General features: G+C 46.4%; 18 protein-coding genes. 6 read left to right on the forward strand and 12 right to left on the reverse strand.

Annotated features, from left to right (window positions below; translation table 11 throughout):
* Positions 1–52: 52 nt before the first annotated feature.
* Complete coding sequence (locus H608_RS0118425) at positions 53–511, reverse strand: GyrI-like domain-containing protein (RefSeq protein WP_051268458.1); 459 nt, start codon at positions 509–511, stop codon at positions 53–55.
* A gap of 177 nt (positions 512–688) precedes the next feature.
* Here H608_RS0118425 and H608_RS0118430 point away from each other — a divergent pair, with 177 nt between their 5' ends.
* The gene (locus H608_RS0118430; RefSeq protein ID WP_028788978.1) at positions 689–1,582 is read left to right on the forward strand and encodes a phosphate/phosphite/phosphonate ABC transporter substrate-binding protein; all 894 of its coding nucleotides are present in this window, start codon (positions 689–691) and stop codon (positions 1,580–1,582) included.
* Between the two features lie 199 nt (positions 1,583–1,781).
* Here the strand turns inward: H608_RS0118430 and H608_RS0118435 are convergent, their stop codons facing one another.
* Together H608_RS0118435 and H608_RS0118445 are read right to left on the reverse strand one after the other, a co-directional pair.
* The gene (locus H608_RS0118435) at positions 1,782–2,600 is read right to left on the reverse strand and encodes a hypothetical protein (protein ID WP_028788979.1); all 819 of its coding nucleotides are present in this window, start codon (positions 2,598–2,600) and stop codon (positions 1,782–1,784) included.
* Between the two features lie 272 nt (positions 2,601–2,872).
* Positions 2,873–3,865: a hypothetical protein gene (locus tag H608_RS0118445; RefSeq protein ID WP_155990248.1), complete on the reverse strand. Its 993-nt coding sequence runs from the start codon at positions 3,863–3,865 to the stop codon at positions 2,873–2,875.
* 244 nt (positions 3,866–4,109) lie between these two features.
* Between H608_RS0118445 and H608_RS0118450 the strand changes: the two genes are divergently transcribed.
* On the forward strand, positions 4,110–5,540 hold the full coding sequence (locus H608_RS0118450) for a DUF4932 domain-containing protein (RefSeq protein WP_028788981.1): 1,431 nt from the start codon (positions 4,110–4,112) through the stop codon (positions 5,538–5,540).
* A 1-nt stretch (position 5,541) separates the two neighbouring features.
* On the opposite strand, the gene H608_RS0118455 is transcribed toward H608_RS0118450, so the two are convergent.
* Positions 5,542–6,093: an STM3941 family protein gene (locus tag H608_RS0118455; RefSeq protein ID WP_028788982.1), complete on the reverse strand. Its 552-nt coding sequence runs from the start codon at positions 6,091–6,093 to the stop codon at positions 5,542–5,544.
* Positions 6,094–6,169: 76 nt separating this feature from the next.
* Between H608_RS0118455 and H608_RS0118460 the strand changes: the two genes are divergently transcribed.
* Positions 6,170–6,541, forward strand: coding sequence for a cupin domain-containing protein (locus tag H608_RS0118460; RefSeq protein WP_028788983.1), 372 nt, complete (start codon positions 6,170–6,172; stop codon positions 6,539–6,541).
* Here H608_RS0118460 and H608_RS0118465 read toward each other — a convergent pair whose 3' ends face one another.
* From H608_RS0118465 to H608_RS0118480, 4 genes are all read right to left on the reverse strand, one after another.
* Positions 6,542–6,766: a hypothetical protein gene (locus H608_RS0118465; protein WP_028788984.1), complete on the reverse strand. Its 225-nt coding sequence runs from the start codon at positions 6,764–6,766 to the stop codon at positions 6,542–6,544. It lies immediately after the preceding gene.
* Positions 6,767–6,833: 67 nt separating this feature from the next.
* Entirely contained in the window at positions 6,834–8,075 is a 1,242-nt protein-coding gene (gene porY / locus H608_RS0118470) for a PorY family sensor histidine kinase (protein ID WP_028788985.1), read from the reverse strand.
* Between the two features lie 9 nt (positions 8,076–8,084).
* Positions 8,085–8,765: a response regulator transcription factor gene (locus H608_RS0118475; RefSeq protein WP_028788986.1), complete on the reverse strand. Its 681-nt coding sequence runs from the start codon at positions 8,763–8,765 to the stop codon at positions 8,085–8,087.
* 16 nt (positions 8,766–8,781) lie between these two features.
* Positions 8,782–11,175 carry a TonB-dependent receptor domain-containing protein gene (locus H608_RS0118480; protein WP_038009089.1) on the reverse strand — a complete coding sequence of 798 codons (2,394 nt, stop codon included), beginning with the start codon at positions 11,173–11,175 and terminating at the stop codon, positions 8,782–8,784.
* A gap of 274 nt (positions 11,176–11,449) precedes the next feature.
* Here H608_RS0118480 and H608_RS0118485 point away from each other — a divergent pair, with 274 nt between their 5' ends.
* On the forward strand, positions 11,450–12,211 hold the full coding sequence (locus tag H608_RS0118485) for a rhamnogalacturonan acetylesterase (protein WP_028788988.1): 762 nt from the start codon (positions 11,450–11,452) through the stop codon (positions 12,209–12,211).
* A gap of 10 nt (positions 12,212–12,221) precedes the next feature.
* Here H608_RS0118485 and H608_RS0118490 read toward each other — a convergent pair whose 3' ends face one another.
* From H608_RS0118490 to H608_RS0118500, 3 genes are read right to left on the reverse strand one after another with little or no spacing between them, the layout of a single operon-like run.
* Positions 12,222–14,471: a TonB-dependent receptor gene (locus tag H608_RS0118490; RefSeq protein WP_028788989.1), complete on the reverse strand. Its 2,250-nt coding sequence runs from the start codon at positions 14,469–14,471 to the stop codon at positions 12,222–12,224.
* On the reverse strand, positions 14,468–14,821 hold the full coding sequence (locus H608_RS0118495; protein WP_028788990.1) for a heavy-metal-associated domain-containing protein: 354 nt from the start codon (positions 14,819–14,821) through the stop codon (positions 14,468–14,470). Before H608_RS0118495 ends, H608_RS0118490 begins: the two co-directional genes overlap by 4 nt.
* Positions 14,822–14,869: 48 nt before the next feature.
* A complete protein-coding gene (locus tag H608_RS0118500) occupies positions 14,870–15,205 on the reverse strand; it encodes a hypothetical protein (protein WP_028788991.1) in 336 nt (111 codons plus the stop codon).
* A gap of 104 nt (positions 15,206–15,309) precedes the next feature.
* Here H608_RS0118500 and H608_RS22970 point away from each other — a divergent pair, with 104 nt between their 5' ends.
* A complete protein-coding gene (locus H608_RS22970; protein WP_038009091.1) occupies positions 15,310–15,930 on the forward strand; it encodes an HPP family protein in 621 nt (206 codons plus the stop codon).
* A gap of 132 nt (positions 15,931–16,062) precedes the next feature.
* Here the strand turns inward: H608_RS22970 and H608_RS0118510 are convergent, their stop codons facing one another.
* The gene (locus tag H608_RS0118510) at positions 16,063–18,501 is read right to left on the reverse strand and encodes a T9SS type A sorting domain-containing protein (protein WP_028788992.1); all 2,439 of its coding nucleotides are present in this window, start codon (positions 18,499–18,501) and stop codon (positions 16,063–16,065) included.
* A 608-nt stretch (positions 18,502–19,109) separates the two neighbouring features.
* Between H608_RS0118510 and H608_RS0118515 the strand changes: the two genes are divergently transcribed.
* On the forward strand, positions 19,110–19,742 hold the full coding sequence (locus H608_RS0118515) for a response regulator transcription factor (RefSeq protein ID WP_038009095.1): 633 nt from the start codon (positions 19,110–19,112) through the stop codon (positions 19,740–19,742).
* Positions 19,743–19,845 lie beyond the last annotated feature (103 nt).

The following is a 19,845-nucleotide window of genomic DNA, read 5'->3' on the forward strand; positions in this document are numbered from 1 at the left end:
AGGCACTCGTGAATAATCAATTTCCTGTGTTCCCTCTGGTTCCCGGAGAGCCTCACACCGAAAGAAAAATATCTACCTCTACCTGCTGCCAGTCGGCACTTCTTTCGTCATATTGTTCGAAGTCGAAACGATAGGCTCGTTGGAGATCGCTTTGCCAGATATTTTGCCAGGCAGCGCCCACACAATCCGGCATCACACCTTTTGCCGTCAATTTCACAAATTCTCCTCCCGGAATTTCCAACGCATCAAGTCCTTCCGGCACTGCTGTACCTGGTGCAACAGCGCATCCGATAAAGTAGCGGTAAGGTTGCGTATGATCACCGTCGTAATCATAATACACCGCGTATACATTGTTGTTTACCTTGCCGGGAATGCGGTTGAATACATTTTCTTTTTCAAATGCCATCCAATGATTTCCGCAATCAATGGCCGATTGTCCGTTTGCATTGAATGTTTTATGTGGTAATGCAATGCCGATCAATTGCATTCCGTCTCTGCTCATTTTTTCCATAAAGCAAATATAGCCTGCTCAACAGCCAGAAGTCAAGAGAAAAACACCATCATTCGTCGACTTTTTCCTCCTTTAGTCGACGGCACCTAATGGGCACTAAATGTTAAACGTTGTGCCGTTTACCAGCATTGTATTATATTTGTTTACCTGCCATTAGTAACGCTCAACGTTTTATCTGTGAAAATTTCCCTTGCTCTGCTATTCTTTATTGCTGTCACAGCAACGGCACAACCACTCCGGATCGCTACTTACCAGTATTCAACCAATTCACGTGTTCAGAACCTCGAACCACTCGCTGCTTATATCACCCAGCAAACGGGTAGGCCAACGGAGGTGAAAACATACCTCAATGTGCCATCATTGACCGAGGCTATTCAAAAAAGTGAAGTGGATATCGCGTTCATCAATACATTCGGATTTCTTTTACTTGAAACGGGAACAACGCCTTATCCGATGACTGCCGTCGCCGCTTTGTGGGCGCCTGATTCTGCAAAGAACAGCTATAAAACGCTGATCGTTGCGAAGCGTGCTTCGTTGACCGGCAAATGGCAACAACTATCGTCTCATTGCAGTAACCTGAAACTCAGTCTTGTTTTTCCTGCCTCTACATCCGGCAACCTCGTACCGAGGCTGGCTTTTAACAGCATCGGCATTGCAAATGCTGATGCGTCTTTCAGTTCCGTTACTTATGCGGGTACGCACCGGACTGCCTTGTTGCATTTATTGCAGGACTCGGCAGATATTGCGGGCATGGGAAGCGCAGAATGGGACCGGCTGTCGGAGAAAGAACGCGCTGCTTTGGAAATCATCTGGACATCACCCGACATTCCTTTGGGGCCGGCATTGGTAGCTGATCGACTTCCGCCTCAATTGCAAATGCAGATCCGTGCATTATTGCTGGCGCTCCCAAAAGAAAACCCGGCGGTATTTACCGCATTGAAAAGCGCGTGGACCGAAGGCAATGCCGCTGTCGATTTTGTGCCCGTCACGACAGTTTACTATGAACCATTTCTGCAAAAATTCGGATCAAAAGAATCCGTTCACCGGATCATCGACCAATTCGGACGATAAAAGATAAGTACAAGGTTAAACAGCCGGTATGGCAACCAGGATATAGATAAAGTAGCGGTCGACCAGTCGTTAGAGGCTTGTCTCGGAAACGGCTGCGATGTTTGACGTAGGATTTTTCAAAGATCTACTTTACTTTTTATAAAAGAAGCGGTCGCCACAATGGGCGACCGCTCTTATTGTTTCCGTCCGGAAAAAAATATTATTTGTAGCCAACCCACTTGCGCAGTTCCTGGTTGAATATCCAGTAGATGCCATTGGCATAGGAGAAACCAAACATCATTTCAACCGGTGCATTCTCGGGAAAAGCGAGTTTTTTTGTGAGAAAGCCGGTCTTGGCGTCATAAAGTTCCACTTCTTTGTTGGTGACATTGAGGAAGCCGAGTTCCTGTCCTTTGATGCCGGTGAATATCAGGGATACGTTGTTATAGTCTTCCGGAGTTTCCTCGGTGCTCTGGTCTTCGTCGATACCGTCTTTTTTGGTGCGGTTCCAGCGGATGATCACGGAACCGGCTTCTTCTCCCTTGTTGTTATATTTATAAACGGTGCTGCCTGACAGGAAGAGTACGTTTTTGGCGGAAGGATCGTAGGTGCCGACGCATTGCGGGTTAGGCTGGTAAGAACCTTCGAGTACGTTACTTACCTCTGTAATATTGCCTTTGTTATCGGTTGTGTATTTAAACCAGCCGAATTCATCATAGCCGTTGCCCCAGATTTCTTTGGTGGCGGGATTGTACCAGAGTCCGCGGGTATCGGCTTGTGTAACGAGTTCGTCGTCGCTTATTCTTTTACCGGTTGCATCGAAAATACCCATGGGAAAAGCCACGTTGCCAGCGAAAGAAGCATAATATTTTTTATAAACAGGGTGCCAGACCACGGCTGCTCCGCGTGTACCGGGCATATCGTCGTCCGCAGTCTTCGGCATTTTGAGTTCGCTTACTTTCTTGAGATTCTGGGTCTGGGCATCCACGCCTGCTGCGAAAGCGAAAGCAGCAAAAGCGAGGAACAGGAACTTTTTCATTGTGTAGAAATTTTGCTTAAAAATGCGGTAAATGATTGGAGTTTCCAATACCCTCTTAACGGTATTAGTATTTTAATTGAAGAATAGCACCAGGTATCTGCGCTTCCCGGAGGCGCGCTGCGTGAATCGTCAATCGTGAATCGTGAATGGGTTGCCTTGATCCGCCTTTTGCTCCTTTGTTGGTCTTAAGACCAACAAAGGCACTTGATACTCCTTCAATCCCTTGGTTCGTGTATACACGAACCAAGGGGAAGTAAACCCGTATTTAACCATCACAACAGGCTCCTGACAAGCTTCGTCATCAAAGCCATTTTCATTTCACTGGTATTGATAAAACCGGGGTAGACTTCATTTAAAAAACCGGTAATTGCCATGCTCGTGGTCGTGAAACTATAACCGTTGAGATCAATAATCCACGGCGAATAGCTGTTGGATCCTGTACTGTTTGTATACTGAATAGTGATCTTTTGTTTTGCCTGGTTGGTGATAATGATGCTTTTCCAGGTGGAAGAGGTACTGTAAATACCTTCGTCCGCCACCAATGCTTTGGCCAGCGCTTCAGGCTGCATTGTTTTGATCGAGTCTATAAGGAGTAAAACACGGTCGAAATCCTTTTCCTGGAATGGAAAAAAGAACGTCTGTGCCTCACGTTGTTTTTTGATTTCCTTTTTATACGCGCGGTAATCAGCTTCTGTAAACCCGAGATCATTCAGGGTGATGTCGATAGGATGTTGCATGATGCGATTCAGGCTTTCAACAAATTCCTGCACGGTGGCCGGATCGATGGTGCTTTTCCAATCGGGCAGGCGCTGACGCCCGGTTTTTTGTAATTCCGGATTTGCCCATTGCCCGTTTCTGAAAGTATAAGACAAGGCATTTCTTTCGTGATGAAAACAACCCATAGTTCCGTCTTCAAATGAAAGTTGCTGCAACCCGGATTTCAGAAAATCCTGCAGCAGCTGGTTCTTGGCGAGCTGGTTGATTTTCCTTCCCGATAAATCGGTAAAATAAACAGTGTCTGCGACTATAAAAGACACGGATTTCTCGCTGGCAACCCTGGTTGTGCCGGAGTCGGGCGTAAACGGAAGTTCGAAGTACGACTGCCAGGCCGTTGCGTTTTCTTTGTAAATAAATACTTTGTTGTTTTTAACACCCAATACGCTTTTGGCAATCATGCCGATTGCCTGCGGCTCTTCGGGCAGGTTAAGTTGTGCCTCAGCTATTCCGCTGATAAACAATAAACTTGACAACAGGATTGTACGCATACTTTCCAGATGCATAAATTAGCGGTATTACACAAATGTGAACAGGCAATAAATGAATGCTGCTCCCTGAGGCCGATACTTCGGCCTCTCGAAGGGGCATCAATCGTGAGTCGCCAATTCCTGGTTCGTGTATACACGAACCAGGGCTGTTTTACTTACTGTTTAACTCCGACCTTCACCGTTCGCCTTACCATACTATTTTCCTGAATTCGTTCGTTAATAGTGTAATCAAAACCACCGCCAAATGAGAAAGCCGCTTTTGCTGACGGCTTTGCTGTTCGCTTTAACGCCTGTTTTTTCCCAACATATCGAAGACACTCTTTCCGCAGTTTATTGGTGCCCGAATGATACCTTCAAAATAAGATTCAAGGATGAGCCTAAGTTGTCCGTTTTCACGGCCAGTCGTAAAGACAAGATCAGCCCGGGTACGGATGCCTATCCCGGTGAGTATGTCGTTTTTTATTTTGGCAATGACAGTCTGAAAGTTAACTACCACAACAATTTACCGTACGCGCATAACATTTACCTGAACTTTGCTTCCCCGAAAGGAAAGACTACTCTTCGCTTTCATTTTAATTACCGGACGGCACATTTTTCCAACGAGTACATAGTAAAACATAAAGACCAGGTGCGCTATGATATCCCCGAGGTGTATGAACTGGCTAACATTATCTGGACACTTTCTCCCTCAGGCCAACGTTCGGAGGACCCTTACAAGACAGGTGATTATTACCAGCGTGTTGTCAACTATTTTAAGCCTTGGATGAATCATCCGGTATTTAAACAGTTGAACTTTCCGGATAGTGTGGTGGCAATGGAATACTACAATTTCAGAGAAAATAGTTTTGCTTTTAACATAGATGAAAAAGCCGCCAGGGGCAAAGTGAAATTATTATACAATGGTCCTTACTATTATGTGTTTGGCGATGAACTGGCCGACAGCAGTCTGTTTGGCAGGCTCAAACCACTGGTGGAAGATTTTGCCAATAAGTCCAATTTCAGAAAATTCTATCGAGAGAATAAATCCTGGTATGATCAGCAGGCAGCACGCGCTGAAAAGTTGTTGCCGATGCGCGCTATGTGGCAATGGCTGGAGAAAAACTTTCCTAACAATAAATACCAGTCATATCGCGTGGTGTTCTCACCCCTGATCGGTGGCTCGCACAGCACGCAGCGTTACAGCACCTGGCAGGGCGACGTAAGGTTTGGTGAAAATGTAATGTTTGTTTGCGGTCCTGAGCGGTATGATTCCAATAGAGTATTGAGTGAGAAGCAAAAGGAAGGACTTTATTCAGGCGTGGTGTTTACAGAGATCGATCATAATTATGTTAATCCTGCCACTAACAGGTATGCGAAAAAGGTCGACAGTCTTTTTTCAAAAAGAGACATTTGGACAACCCGGACTTCAAGTACAGATTTTTATGGAAATGCCGTAAGCGTGTTCAATGAATACATGACGCATGCCGCGTTCTGCGTATATGTGGAAGATGTATACGACGCTGCCACAGCGGCATTTGTCATCGGCAAACGGGAGGACATGATGGTTGACCGGCGTGGATTTATCCGCTTCCGCGAATTCAACCAGGAGTTACTAAGACTTTACCGGGAAAATAAAGATAAACCGCTTGCCTCCTTTTATCCGCAGCTATTAGAATGGTGCGCCCGCCAGCAGTGAGTTAATGCGCGTGACGGTTTTTGAATTGATAATGCTGCTCCTGCAAAAGCCGTTTGAGGTCTTCGAATTTACTGGTCAGCGAGGTGGCGGAAATGATTACCGGTGAACCGTACATTTTGAAATTGGATTGGGCAGATTTACGCTTGAAAAAATTACCCTGCCGGTCGATGTATTCCTGCGGATTATGTACCACTACCACAATGAATTGCTGGTTGAAAACCCTGGTATCTCTTATTCCTCTTACATCCGTCCAGGGAACAAACCCGGCAGCCGTGACGCTTGAATGATCTTCTATGCCTTCAGTAGTAATGATCAACCCTTTCAGCGGTTTATTCAGACGGTTAATCAGGATGATCGCCATCAGGCCAAAAAAGGCAACACAGGTGGCACCCGTAACCAGCACAAACGTCGGGTTGCCGAAGATGATATTATCGGTTAAAGGTTCGGCCACCAGCATCCAGGCGCCGATGGCTACAAATACGATGGAGGTAATCAATGCAAAAACCAACTTCTTTCTGCTGGATTTTATTTCGATAGGAGCTGTAAGGGTCATGGATTATGATTTTCTGTGGCAACTAATTTACCGATTTTATCGCTACAGATTACCTTTGCTTTCTTAACCAACGCTTATGCTTCCTCAACCGATCAACATCGCTGAAAAATTTTCGTTATTCGACAGTACCTGGACGCCACATATCATTGGCGAACTCAATGGTCAGTACGTCAAGCTTTGCAAACTGACAGACGAGTTTGTGTGGCATAGCCATGAGCACGAAGATGAATTATTCATGGTCTTCAGGGGAACGCTGATCATGGATTTTCGCGATGATCATACGGTGGAAGTGAAAGAAGGCGAGATCCTTATTGTACCGAAAGGAGTAGAGCACCGGCCGCGTACGAACGGCGAGATTGTTTTCAATATGCTGTTTGAGCCGAAGCAGACACAGCATACCGGTGAGGTAGAAAGCGAACTGACAGTGAAGGAGCAGCAATGGATTTAGTCATAATTTATGTGCATACAAAGTTCTTACATGTTGGTTGATGTAAGTGCCAAGTCCGCGTCCGCTCATGGCTAACTGTTTCATGTTTTCGACATGTATACGACCTGGTCTGCTGTGATTGTAAATGTAGATGTCAGCACCGCGGAACTGCACGCGGATATAGTCGGTACCAATTTCATAAGCGACTACGCCGGATGATCCTGAAAGATTAAGATAAGGTGTCATAAAATTTAATTGTACACCAAAGTAAAAACAGTTTCTTCAAGTAAAAGGCGGGGAAAAACCCCCTTTTTTAGTTTCCGAAAATCACCTCAAACTCGTGTTGTCCACCAACATATGTGTAATCAATTTTCCAGCTTTCGAGTTTGCATATCTGTTGAACAATTGCCAATCCAAGGCCTGCGCCACTGGCGTTCGGATTACCCTTAATAAAACGTTGAAATATTTTGGAATTGTCGATGGTCAACGGTTTGCCTGGATTGCTGATTCGTAGTTTGTGTTCGTTGAGCTGAATAGAAATAGTACTTCCGGTCTCTGCATATTTGAATGCATTCGATAAAAGATTTGAGAGAAGTACCTCACACAGATAGGCGCTGGCATTGACCGTTACTGGCGTTGTATTTTTTTTCACGACTAGTTTTTTCGATTCAAACAATTCGGTTAATTGTTCGGTAAGCTGTTCGAGTGCAGTGTCCAGTCGCAACTTTATTTTATCAGCAAAAGCATTGTTATCGATTCGCGCGAGTAGAAGAAGGTTCTTATTGAGTTTTGACAAGCGATCAATGCCTGCGTTTGCCTGTTCTATATAGCTGGCCATTTCCTCCGGAATATCCATCTGGCTCATCTTATCGAGCTTTACACGGACAATACTCAGTGGTGTTTGAATTTCATGGGAGGCATTTTCGGTGAATTCACGAAGCGCAATGTATTCTTGCTGGCTGCGGTCTGCCAGTTCTTTCAATGAGTGCTGCATGTCGGAAAACTCCTGTACATCCGACCGCTGAAGATGGATGGGATTGGGTTGACTCACCGAAAACGAACGTAATTGCTCCAGGTTATAAAAGAACGGTTTCCACAGACGTCTGTTCAGGTAATAACTGACGACAATTCCTGCAGCAGCAAGCAATACAGCCGTTAGGATAAATACAAGCAGAATGTTTTTAAAATAATTTCCCCAGCCAATGTAAGTAGTCATCACCTTGACGCGGTAATGCTGGTTGCCGATCGTTTTGTGGCTAGCGAGGTAATGATAACCTTCCTGTTTCTTTTGAAGAAAATCATAGATCAAAGTGTCGCCGGTATAACTTTTTCGTGCAGGCAATGCTGCTATTTTGTCGATCTGGATGGAGGGATGATGCACCGGGCGTCCGGCTGTTAACTCTTCAAATACCAGCTCCGCTTCCAACTCCAACTGTTCGTTCATTTCGCTGGTAACTTCCTTGCGCAAGCCAAAATACAATACTGTTCCAGTAATGCACAGGATCAGCAGGATTACGGGTAATTGTATGGCAATGCTCCGGTGAAGTAGTTTCATAATAATTTATCAGGATGCACGCATCCATTTATAGCCAACACCATATACAGATTTGATCAGGTCCTTTCCTGTGGCGATCTGTATTTTTTTGCGCAGGTTATTTACGTGGACGTAAACACTGTCGTAGTTATCTGCCAGGTCAAAATGATCTCCCCATATGTGCTCAGCGATCGACTGACGGCTTACCACCCGGTTTTGATTGATAACAAAATACAGCAGCAACTGGTATTCTTTCCGGGTAACGTTGATAAGCCTGTCCTCATAATATACTTCCTGTGCTTCTGTTAAAATGCAAAGCCCGTCAACATCAATGCGTGCGTTGCCTTTGAATACTTTTCTTCTGATCAAGGCATTGACACGTGCATTTAGTTCTTCCAAGTGAAAAGGCTTGGTGATGTAGTCGTCGGCACCAAGATTCAGGCCTTCCAGTTTATCACGCAAGGAATCCTTTGCCGACACGATCAATATTCCTGTGGAGGGATGGTGTTTTCGTATCAGGTCAAGCAGACGAAGTCCGTTGCCATCGGGCAGGCTGATGTCGAGCACAATGCATTCGTAGTCATAAAGACTGATCTTTTCTTCGGCGGTGGCAAAGGTCGAGGCTTTCTCACAACGGTAATCCTGCTGAGAAAGATACTCTTCCATTTCGGTCAGCAGATCCGTTTCATCTTCTACGAGAAGTAATTTCATGCACTGATAAAATTAATCAGAATTTGTAGTTATAACCAATGCGGAAAACCTGCGTTTCATAATAATCCGTACTTGTTAGCCTGAATCCGTCGCCGGTTATTCTTTTCTTTATCCGGTAGGTGTTCAGGATATCGGTAATATTGGCAAATATCTCTACTTTTTTCCATTGTTTTCTGAAACCGGCATCAATCGAAAACCTGCTTTGGATTTTTCCCTGGGGAATGATATCCGGCGCCAGGTATATCGCCGACAGTTGCAACTCTGAAAATTCCGACAGTTTCATCAGCAGGTTCATTTTAATATTGCCGGAAACAAAATCCTGTTTACCGGCAGCATAACCAGTCGGTACCGGATATTTATTTTCAACCGTAAAGGCATCGATCACATTTTTATAAATATTGCCGTTAAAGTTTAAAGCAATTTTTTTGCTTAGTTGCTGCTGCCAGCTTGTTTCGATTCCATAGTTATAACTTTTACCTGCATTCTGGAAAATATTGTAAACGATCGGATCTCCGGGCACCAGTGTTCCGATTCTTGTAATGGTATTTTTGATCGAGCGGAAATACAAGGCGGTATAGAAAGATGATCGGTCGCGCGTCATTTTATATCCGGCTTCCATGGTTTGAGTGAATTGCGGCCGCAACCCGGGGTTGCCCACTTTCAGTATTTCCGGATCATCATATTTGGGGAAAATGCGTATATCGCCTTCGTCCGGGCGGTCAACGCGACGGTTGTAATATAGAGAAAGCTTATCGCGATCACTCACCTTGTAAGCAATGCGCACATTGGGAAATGGTTGCAGGTAATTATAGCCATCACTTGAATAAGTATTGTGATCAGGGTTAACGAGGTAACGCAAACGGACATATTCCAGTCTTAAGCCCGCTTCGGCTTCCCAGCTGTTACTTTCATAAATATAATTGCTATATAGGGCGGGAATGATTTCACGGTATTCTGCCCATCCGCCTGCATTTACGTCGAGCGGAGAGTTGATACCAGGCAGGAAGCGCATATTAGTTGGAATGTTGCGGTTACGGAATTTGGCGCCGGCTTCGATGCGTCCATGTTTCAACGGTCGTACATAATCGATGAATGCATCAAGGACATGTTGATCGGCGATGAGTTTAAATGTATCCCGGCCTGTGTAGGCAGGCATGGTATTCGTAAGAAAGTATTTTTCATTTTCCCGGTCGTAGGTATAGTTAACACCCGCGTTTAGTAAGTGTCCGGGTTGCCTGAATTTATGTTGCCACGATCCGGAGACCGTAACGGCGGTGACCAGCTCGTCTTCAAAGAATTGCCATAATCTTCGTTGTTGGGAATTGTCTTTGTTGAAATAGGGAATATCACCATAGTCTTTTATTTGCTCACGGCTTGCCAGCGCTGACAGGCTGAAATTGTTTTTTTGTGAGGCCGTCCAGTCGATGCCTGTCTTGGCGGTTGCAACGGTGGTGATGCGGTTGCGTTTAATCTGATGACGGATAAAATCGCCGCTGTCGTATTCGCGCTCGACAAATTCATTTTTGTTCAATGTTTTGGTATAGAGCCAGTCTCCCTGTAAAAAGAAGTTGAGATCGTTTTTGCGATAGTTAAGTGAAAGTGTCGGATTATATTTTGGCGTGCGTTGATACTGTGGTCTTATACCGGGGAGGTTTTCTTTTTTCTGCCATAAAGCACCAAGGCCTGTGGTCAGTCCGATCTTTCCGTTCCAGCCTGCTTGCCGGTTTTTTTTATAAATAATATTGATGATACCTGCGGCGCCGTTCGCATCATATTTAGCCGACGGATTGTTGATGATTTCTATTCTTTCGATCGCGGAAGCAGGAATATTATCGAGCCCCGCCTGGTTACCGAATCCCGTGAGTGCGGTTTGTTTTCCATCGATGAGAATAGTCACTTTATCGCTGCCTCTCAATTGGAGTTTACCATCCGGGTCGATGGTGATGCCGGGAAGGTTTTTCATGGCCTGCAATAATGAGCCGCCGGCTTGGGTCACGTTATTGGTGACCGAATAAGTCTGTTTTTCAATTTTTGTATTGCCGGATCCGCTGGAATTGACAACAACTTCGGCCATTGTTGAAGGCTGAATAATCAGCTCGATGTTGCCGAGGTCCAGAAATGCATTGAGCGTGCCGGCTAGTACTTTTTGTGTCGAAGGTTCGTAACCTGTTGCCGATATTGCCAGTAAATAGTTACCGGGTGTAAGATCGTTCAACACGAATCGGCCATCTTCTCCGCTTATTGTTGCCTGTACAACGGCGCTGTCTTTTTTCAGCAGGACGTTTGCCAGCGGAATCCCTTTCTTTGAAGAGTTCTCACGAATTTGCCCGGAAACCGTTACTTTTTCTGTTTGCGCCTTGATGGATATTGAGCAGAGAAGGAAAATAAAAGCCGTAACGAAATGTTTCATCCGAATGATGTTTAGGATGCAAACCTCCCGGAGAATTCTAAATAAAATTTAAAGAAGGAGCTCTTTTAAGAGATCGTTAATAGGCGGGTTTGAAGCGCCAGTAGCTTTTGACCGTTTTTATAATAGAATATTATAAGTTATGCGCTAAATTTACTTTAAACGCTTAAAGTAAACTTAACAGTTTTTAATTTTACTTTCATAAAACGATAGGTTAAGTTTTTAACAGGCCGGCATATACCTTAATTCAGGTTCCTCATCAAACATAACTTTCATCATGATGCGCAGATTGAATTATCTCTCACTTATTCTCATCGCCGTTTTCTCCATTTCATTTATGCTACCCGACCGCAATATCCGCATCTGGCTCGCCGGCGACTCAACCCTATGCGAATATCCGCGCTCACGCTATCCGCTCACCGGCTGGGGAATGCCTTTTGCAGATTTCTTTGATTCAACAGCGACCGTCGAAAACAAAGCGCGCGGCGGCCGCAGTACCCGCACTTTCATCAGTGAAGGCCGCTGGAAAGAAATAACCGATAACCTGCACGCGGGCGATTTCGTACTTATTCAATTCGGCCACAACGATGAAGTCAAAGAAAAAACAGATCGCTATACCCCTGTTGCCGATTATAAAACCAACCTTACCCGTTTTATCAACGACACTAAGAAGGCACAAGCCACACCGATCCTGATCACGCCGGTAACCAGAATGCGTTTCGACTCGTTGGGAAATGTGCCGGAAACCCACAAAGATTATTCCGCCGCTATGCGCGAGGTGGCCAAACTTACCCAAGTAAGCCTGATCGATCTCGATAGCCTCAGCCGCCAGCTACTGCAACGATACGGCCCCGAACGATCCAAAGACCTTTACATGTACCTCGATAGTCTGCAACATCCTTTTTACCCGGCCGGACAAAAAGACGGCACGCACTTCAACGAGTTCGGTGCGCGCCGTATGGCAGAATTAGTATTGTCAGAAATCAGAAGGCAGCATCTGCCGCTGGAAAGCAGGATCACCAGAAACACGGCTAAATAAGTCCGGAAGATTATTTTTTCTTTCCCAGACTATATCGCACTCCCGCATAAAATTCTCTTCCCCTCGTCGGTCCCCATACCGAGGATAAATCAAAGTAAGGCCCGAATGGATTATCCGCACTGATGATCGGCGAACGCTGCAGGTAGTGGCCAATGTTCTCACAGCCGGCATAAAACTCAAACGATTTTATCCGGAAAGTTCCCTGCATGTTCACCGTAATATAGGCTTCCGATTCAGCCGGTCGCCGGTATTGCTCCGGATTGTTACGGGTATCGGGCAGCCGCATTTTATCAAACCAGTGAGCATTGATGTCGGCCTGCCAGCGGTTATTGACTGTGCGATACGATACGGCACTCATCACCCGGTTCCGCGGATTGAAAGGCAACAACAGTTTTTCTTTTCCTTCTTTGCGGTAAGCATAGAGATAATTATAAGCTGCCCTTACCTCGAGCTGGCGGAACAGTACCAGCGAAGCATCTATCTGCATGGCGTTGGAACGTGATGCGTTTTCCAGGTTGCGGATCACGATGCCCGCCGGGTCGGCATCATAGTCGGGAAAGATCTGCCGCTGAAATAGCGTCTGGTAAAAGTCGGCGCTGATCGTACCCGAAGAATTGGCTCCGAGATTAAAACGCCAGGTATGACTGATTCCCCAGTTGAACGCTTCTTCGGGCTTCAGTGTTGCGGGTAAGATGATATTGCGCGAACTCGTCAGCATCACAGGTTGTTCGCTGAACAAATTAACCTGCCGCCATCCCGTACCTGCCGAAGCACGGAAGGTATGCCGGTGATTGATCGCATATTTCAACATCGTGCGCGGTGTGAAGTAATAGCCTTCGGTCTGGTGTTTGTCCAGCCTTGCGCCGGCAATTAGAATCATTTTGTCGCCGGCCCAGTGAAAGGTGTTTTCTGCAAACACACCCGGCACACGCAGTTGTGTGAGATGTTTGCCCATATAGGTTTTCGCAGGATCAGGCACCGAAAGACCTAAATCCTCCGTTGTGTTCAGGTAGCGATAACTGATGCCGGCTTTCAGGGAGTGCTGTTTCCACAATAGTTCATGTTGCAGGTTCAGGTATCCCAGTGTTTGACGTCCGCGATAGCTCAGGGTGCCAAACCATGAATCCTGTTGATGAAGCGAACCGGCCGCGGAAAACGATGTCAGGTGTTTTTCAGAAAAACGGAAACCCATTTTGCTGTATAGCTCCGGTTGATTGTATTGTACAAATTGGCCGTATATATTTCCGCTGCCTTTATCATTGTCTTCGCGGTAGTTGTTTTGTCCGCCGATACGTTTTTCATTGACAAACCGTACGCCGAGTTGCCAATGAAAACCGGGCTCTTTTTCGCTGCCGTATTTCCATTTGTTATAGGCCATGTATCGCGTAAGCAGGGGAAGATCGAGAAACCCATCGTGGTTGCGATCTGTTCTGGCAGCGCGTTGTACCGAATGTAAAGCCAACAGGCTGTGCCATTTTTTATTTTTGCCAACGGCTCCCGCAAGGTTCGCATTGAAATGTTTTTCGCCAAAACTATTGATGTAAGCATTGAAATGAAACTTATCGCTTTCATCAGGATGACGCGTGTCTACATTGATCTGGCCGCTGATGCTTTCAAAACCCTGCAGCACGGAGGTTGTGCCTTTTGCCACATAAATATTCTCGACAGCCGTACCGGGATAAGTGCTGATACCATAAGTATAGGTGAGGCCCTGCACGAGTGGCATGCCATCGACCAACACCTGGTTGTAAACACCGGACAATCCGAGTATGCGCAGTTCCTGCGAATTGGTAACCACATTGGTTGTCTGCGGCTGCACGGAGGCCTGCGTACCAAAACAACCTGCCAGGTCGCAGCAGGCGGCTTTACTCAGTTCGCGCTGGTTGATCAGCTCCATTTGAACGACGGAAGTGGTTGGGAATAGATTACCGGACTTGCTGGTAACGGTTACGCCGCTCATGGCTACCGGTGCTCTTTTCAACAGGATGCTTACATAGCCGCCACCGTCCCACTGTATCGTGTCGGTAAGATAACCAGTGCAACGGGCGATGATGCGTTTGTCCGTTAATCCTTCAACTGTTAATTGAAAGACACCATTTTCATTTACGATCACGGGCGCACCTTCTGCTATCCATTGCACGGTTGCTCCGGGGAGAATTTCTTTTCCCTGCTCATTTTCACCAAAGAGTTTTCCTTTGATGAGTTGCGCATGTAATGAACCGGTAAACAGCAGGAGGACAAATACAAATGTCCGCCTCATTGTTTTTCCGTTTTAGCCGGTTTCTCCTTTTTGACGCGGTAAGGTTTTGAACTTTTGTCGTCGCAGCCGGGTGTGTCTTCGATCGTTTTACGGATCTGTTCGATCGAGATCACCTGTCCATTATACAAAATCGTGAAATCGGATGCACCGCCAGCACGTTTGGTGAAAGCGACCGATTCAACACCGTCCTGGTTGAGCAATTGTTTTTTGATAGTGGGCATGTCGCCGTCGCAGGTAAGGTTGACGACGGAAACAACGGCTTTGGCAGCGGACGTATCGGTCTGCGCGGAAGCGGAATTGGATATACACAACGAGGCAATAACGAACAGGAATGAAAATATACTTTTCATGTCGAAATAATTTTTGATAAGAAATGATGTAAAGGGAGAATGATCAGATCATGAAAAGCGGGGAGGCTGCCAGAAGTCAGGGCGGTAGGCGTTGGATAGAATTTCCTGCGGATGTTGAAGAAAACTGATGGCGGGAGGATAGGAAGCTGATTGAAAAGCAACCGGCTGCGAAGGTATCAGTGCGTGTAAGCAACAGCCACAGGACTGAAAAGGATTGCCGCTGTTGCTGCAGTCCTGGTCTCCCTCGTCGTCACAGTCATCGGTTATTGTAACCGCGGCATGGCAGCAATCATCTTCTGCTGCTGTAAAAAATGCGTTGCCTGTGGAAATACACATGACAATAAGCATCAGCGTGGTGGCAATATATTTTGTGAGCCGTGACATTTGGAATTGCGGTCAAAGATACTGATTTAAGGCAATTGGGCCATGTTGTTGGCTGGTCGTAGTTTTGAATGGAAAAGCATTGTGTTGACTATAAAGGGTTTGTCATGATAAAGCGCATCAGACGGAGTTATCGCATCAGCAAATACATTATCTATAAAGAAACGCTTGTTGATTACAGGGAGAAGTTCTGGTCTTTCCTGGGGTCGTTTATTGGCATTGGTGTTATCGCCTTTATTCAGTCGTCCTACCTCACAGAAATGGAGAATGTATTCCTGATCGGATCGTTTGGTGCGAGCAGCGTGCTTATCTATGGTGCCATTCAAAGCCCGTTGGCCCAGCCGCGCAACCTGATCGGCGGACATCTCGTAAGCGCCGTGATTGGTGTAACCATCGCGCAGTTGCTGCCCGATATTCTCTGGATCACCGCGCCGCTGGCAGTATCGCTGTCGATTGTTGCGATGCAGTATACCAAAACCCTGCATCCGCCCGGCGGTGCCACGGCATTGATCGCCGTAACAGGCGGTGCGAAAATAACAGCATTGGGTTATTGGTATGTCTTGTCGCCGGTGTTGTCGGGTGTACTGATCCTTTTATTTGTGGCGCTTATTTTCAACAACATTACTTCGCAGCGCAAATACCCTACTGACGGAAGATTCTCGCGCACCATCAAATGGATGGTAAGTCCTGCGGCACAGCGCTTGAAAAATATCAGGAAGAAAAAATAAAAAGCCCAGGCAATGCCTGGGCTAACGGGTTCTTGTCCTGCAGGATGAGTCAAACGTCCCGGTTCGTCATCCATCCACCCCCCGTTAAAAAGATGATTCCTGCATTTCACAGGAACCATGACGGTGTACTGGTTATTTCACTTTCACTATTTTGGAACGAGTGCCATCGGCCAACTCCAGTACATAAGTACCTGCCGGTAAATGACCGATGTTCACCTGTTGTGTTTGTTCAGTAATTGTAAATGTTATCAGTTGTGCACCATTGATACCAATGATGCGTGCGGTGGTATTCAGCAGCTTTCTGTCAGGAATACGTACGTATACTTCTTTTGCTACGGGATTAGGGAAAATGTCGACCGAGGTTGTGTAAAAATGGTTCATCGTCACGATATTGCTGAAAGTGTAAGTTTCATCGATATCGATCATGCGCAACCGGTAATGCACTTTGCCTACAGGTGGATTGCAGTCGTCGAACTTATATTGATGATTGCCGGAGCCGTTGGCGCTTACCGTTCCGATCTGCTGGAAGTTTTGCGCATCGGAACTGCGTTCGATTTCAAAACGGCGGGTATTGGTTTCATTTTCCGTTTTCCATTGGAAAGTGTTGCACTCAAATCTTTTGGTGCCGGTAAAGCTGATGAGATTGAGTGGTAAGAGGATGGGAGATGTCTTTACAAAAAATCCGCTGAAGCCGGTAACATCGAATGTTACTTCCCATCTTGAGCTGCCTGCATTCCAGATGATGTCCGCGTCAACGGGGTTGATATTGGAACGGCCTCCGGAATAAGTGTTGGGCAAACCGGTGTTGTTGCTGCTGGTGCCTGCTTTTTTTTCAATGAGGAGATTGGCTTTTCCTGTTGCATCGCCGGAGTTTTGGGGCAGACGCAGTGCGGGGGCAGGCACCTGGTTATTGAAGGCATCAAAGTCCGCTTGTGTGAAATAAAGCGTCACACGTCCTGTTGCGGTAGCTGCATTGGTTCCGGGAGTTATTTCGTAATTTCTTCTTACGTATCCAACAGGTTGTGAACCTTGTATCCAGGTTTTTACGGTCAGGTTTCCCGACACCGTATAAGCTCCTCCCGATTGAAGTGAAGCGACAAGATTTGAGCAGGTAGCAAGGTGATTGATGCCTGCTGCCACTGGTACCTGTAAATTGGTGATGCTCGATGTGGGCAGTGAGCCGGTATTGGCATTGGTATAACCACCTTTATAAGCGCCCAAGTCCAGGGGCGTGATTCTGGTAAGTCCGAGGAAGTCGGTAGCAGGTGTGCTGCCGGTGCCGCCGCCGATGGCGGAAGAGGCACATTGCAGACGCAATCCATCGTCACCCGTTCCCCATCTGTCGTCGCCACCATCACCGTCTGATACATTCACAAAAGACGGACTTCCTGTTGTTACACCAGTGCAGGAAGTATTGGTAACGGTTGAGCCGGCAGCATCACGGATAATGCAATTGATGAATCGGGGCTGAAATTGTGTGCGGGTTTCCTGGCTGTATATTTCGTTTCTGTTGGCCACACTACTGGTGACAGGGTTATTGTTGGAGAAAATACAGTTGGTAAAAGTGGCAAAGGCAAATCCGATAAAAGCAGTGCCTGCAAAACTCGAGGTGTTATTGGCAAAGGTACAGTTGGAGAAAGTTGAGGTATTGTATTGGTCACCACCTGCTGAAATGGCGCCGCCATTCATAGCCTGGTTATTGTAGAAGATGCAATTGGTTACAACAGTAGTACCGTTGAGATCCAGCGCGCCTCCTCTGGACCCGTCGGTGAAACCGATGCGCCCAAGGTTATTGGCAAAGACACATCGTGTAAGTGTGTTGTTGCCTCCGAGTATGCTCATGCCTGCTCCGAATACACCGAAACTTGCACCACCGGCGATAAAAGAATTACTGTCGAAAATGCAATCGGTCAGTACGGAGTTGCCCAATTCTATTACCATCCCGGCGCCTAAAGAATCGTCATCGCCATTGTTACAATCTGCACTATTGTTCCTGATAGTGCAGTTGGTAAAAGTGGTGGCTGAGTAGGCATTGTAAATGCCCCCACCTTTATACCGGTCAATAGCCCGGGTATTGACGGTAATGCGTGATCCGCCCGCAGCCGTTGCATAACCTCCTGTGATGGTGACACCGTCGAGTACGGAAGCATTGGTAAGGTTGACAGTCATGACCACATGATAGGCGTTGTCGGTTAATGTCCCGACGGTTCCCAGATCACCGCTGAGGGTAGTGACATTGGTGATCCAGTTACGTTGACTCAACAGCGTTTCGGTACCGGCAAAACCGCCATAGATTCTCACACCCTCTTTCAGCATAAAGGTTTTGTCGCGGTTATTGGCGGGAGTGGCACTACCGAAAGGATCGTGCGTAGGAAGATAATTGCCGGCTTTTATCCATATTTCATCACCGGTGGTGGCGGCAATGATGGCGGCTTGTACATCACGCTTGGCCGTGCCCCAGCTCGTGCCTGCGCCCGTGTTATCAGCACGTGCCGCGTCAACATAATAAATGGTGGCTTGTACGGAATTAAAGAAAAGGATAGTGGTAAGAACGAGTATAATTCGTTTCATGGCAGAAGTTGGTTTACAGTGGGCATTTACGATCGACAAACGAAGGTAACACTGCGGGGAACCAGGGGACGATAGCATTGGATAACGCACATGCTATAGCCCATATAAAGCATTTATCTACACATGAACGACAGTTTAGAATGTATATAAGTTTGAGTGAGGTGAATTTTGCATAAAATCTAATCCCTGGTGGTCTGAGGAACACAAATGTTCGGAATGTTTATCCTCAAGAGTTGCTTTTTATTTTTTAAACGTAATGGCAACATAAGGAATAAGTCAGCGCTCTTTCGTTCTCCCGCGTCAGGTTGCTTTGATAGGGTAAGCTCAGCTGCGAACAGACTCCAGGAATGAGCAGGCCCGTTGGCCTGGAGAACAAAGGTGGTGTGATATCGGATTGAAGGTCTTAATCTTTCGTACAGTTGAAGCAATGTGGATGTAAAAGTGCCATTAAGCGGTAAGGCAGACAATCCTCTGAAAAAGTGGAAGCGGAGACAGCACAGAATCCCCCAAACAGGGGATAACGGGAGGTGCAGGGGAAACGTTATTTGTAAAATGCCGGAAGCGGCTTAATTTAAAGCTTTAATTGACCGGCATATCAACTGCACTTCATGAAAGACGAGGACAAAATAAAAGTACTGGTAGTGGATGATCACCCGATGGTACTGGAAGGTATGCGTTCCATGCTGGCGCAAATAGCGTTTGCCAACCTGACCGGTGTGGCCAGCAACGCCTGGGAAGCGATTGAAAAGATCAAGGAACAATTACCGGATATTGTTCTTACTGATATTAACATGCCGGACGTATCAGGCATCGAGCTTGCCGAGAAGATCAGGAAAGAATTTCCTTCCGTAAAAATTGTGGCCATGAGCACCTTCAAGGAACGCAGCTACATTTCCAAAATGGTATTGAACGGGGCAACCGGTTACCTGGTGAAAAGTGCTTCCAAAGAAGAAATAGAAGAAGCGCTGCTTTCTGTACATGAAGGTCGTTTGTATATGAGCTTCGACCTAGAGATGTCGGCATCCGAACAACGGGAAATGAAGAATGTACCCGTTCTCAGCACACGCGAGAAAGAAGTACTCAACCTCATTGCCGACGGACTCACCAACGCACAGATCGCCGGGGCATTATTCATCAGCATGCACACTGTCGATAGTCACCGCAAAAATCTTCTCACCAAATTCGGCGTGAAGAATACGGCGCTACTGATTCGCACGGCCACGCAATACGGACTTTTATAATTCAAAATTCAAAAGTCAAAATTCAAAAAGGGATATGCCAGATAGCCTTCCCGTCTTTGCGTGATATCGGTACATTTTTTTTCACGCAAAGGCGCTTAAGGAG

Source organism: Terrimonas ferruginea DSM 30193 (assembly GCF_000425585.1).
Taxonomy (GTDB): domain Bacteria; phylum Bacteroidota; class Bacteroidia; order Chitinophagales; family Chitinophagaceae; genus Terrimonas; species Terrimonas ferruginea.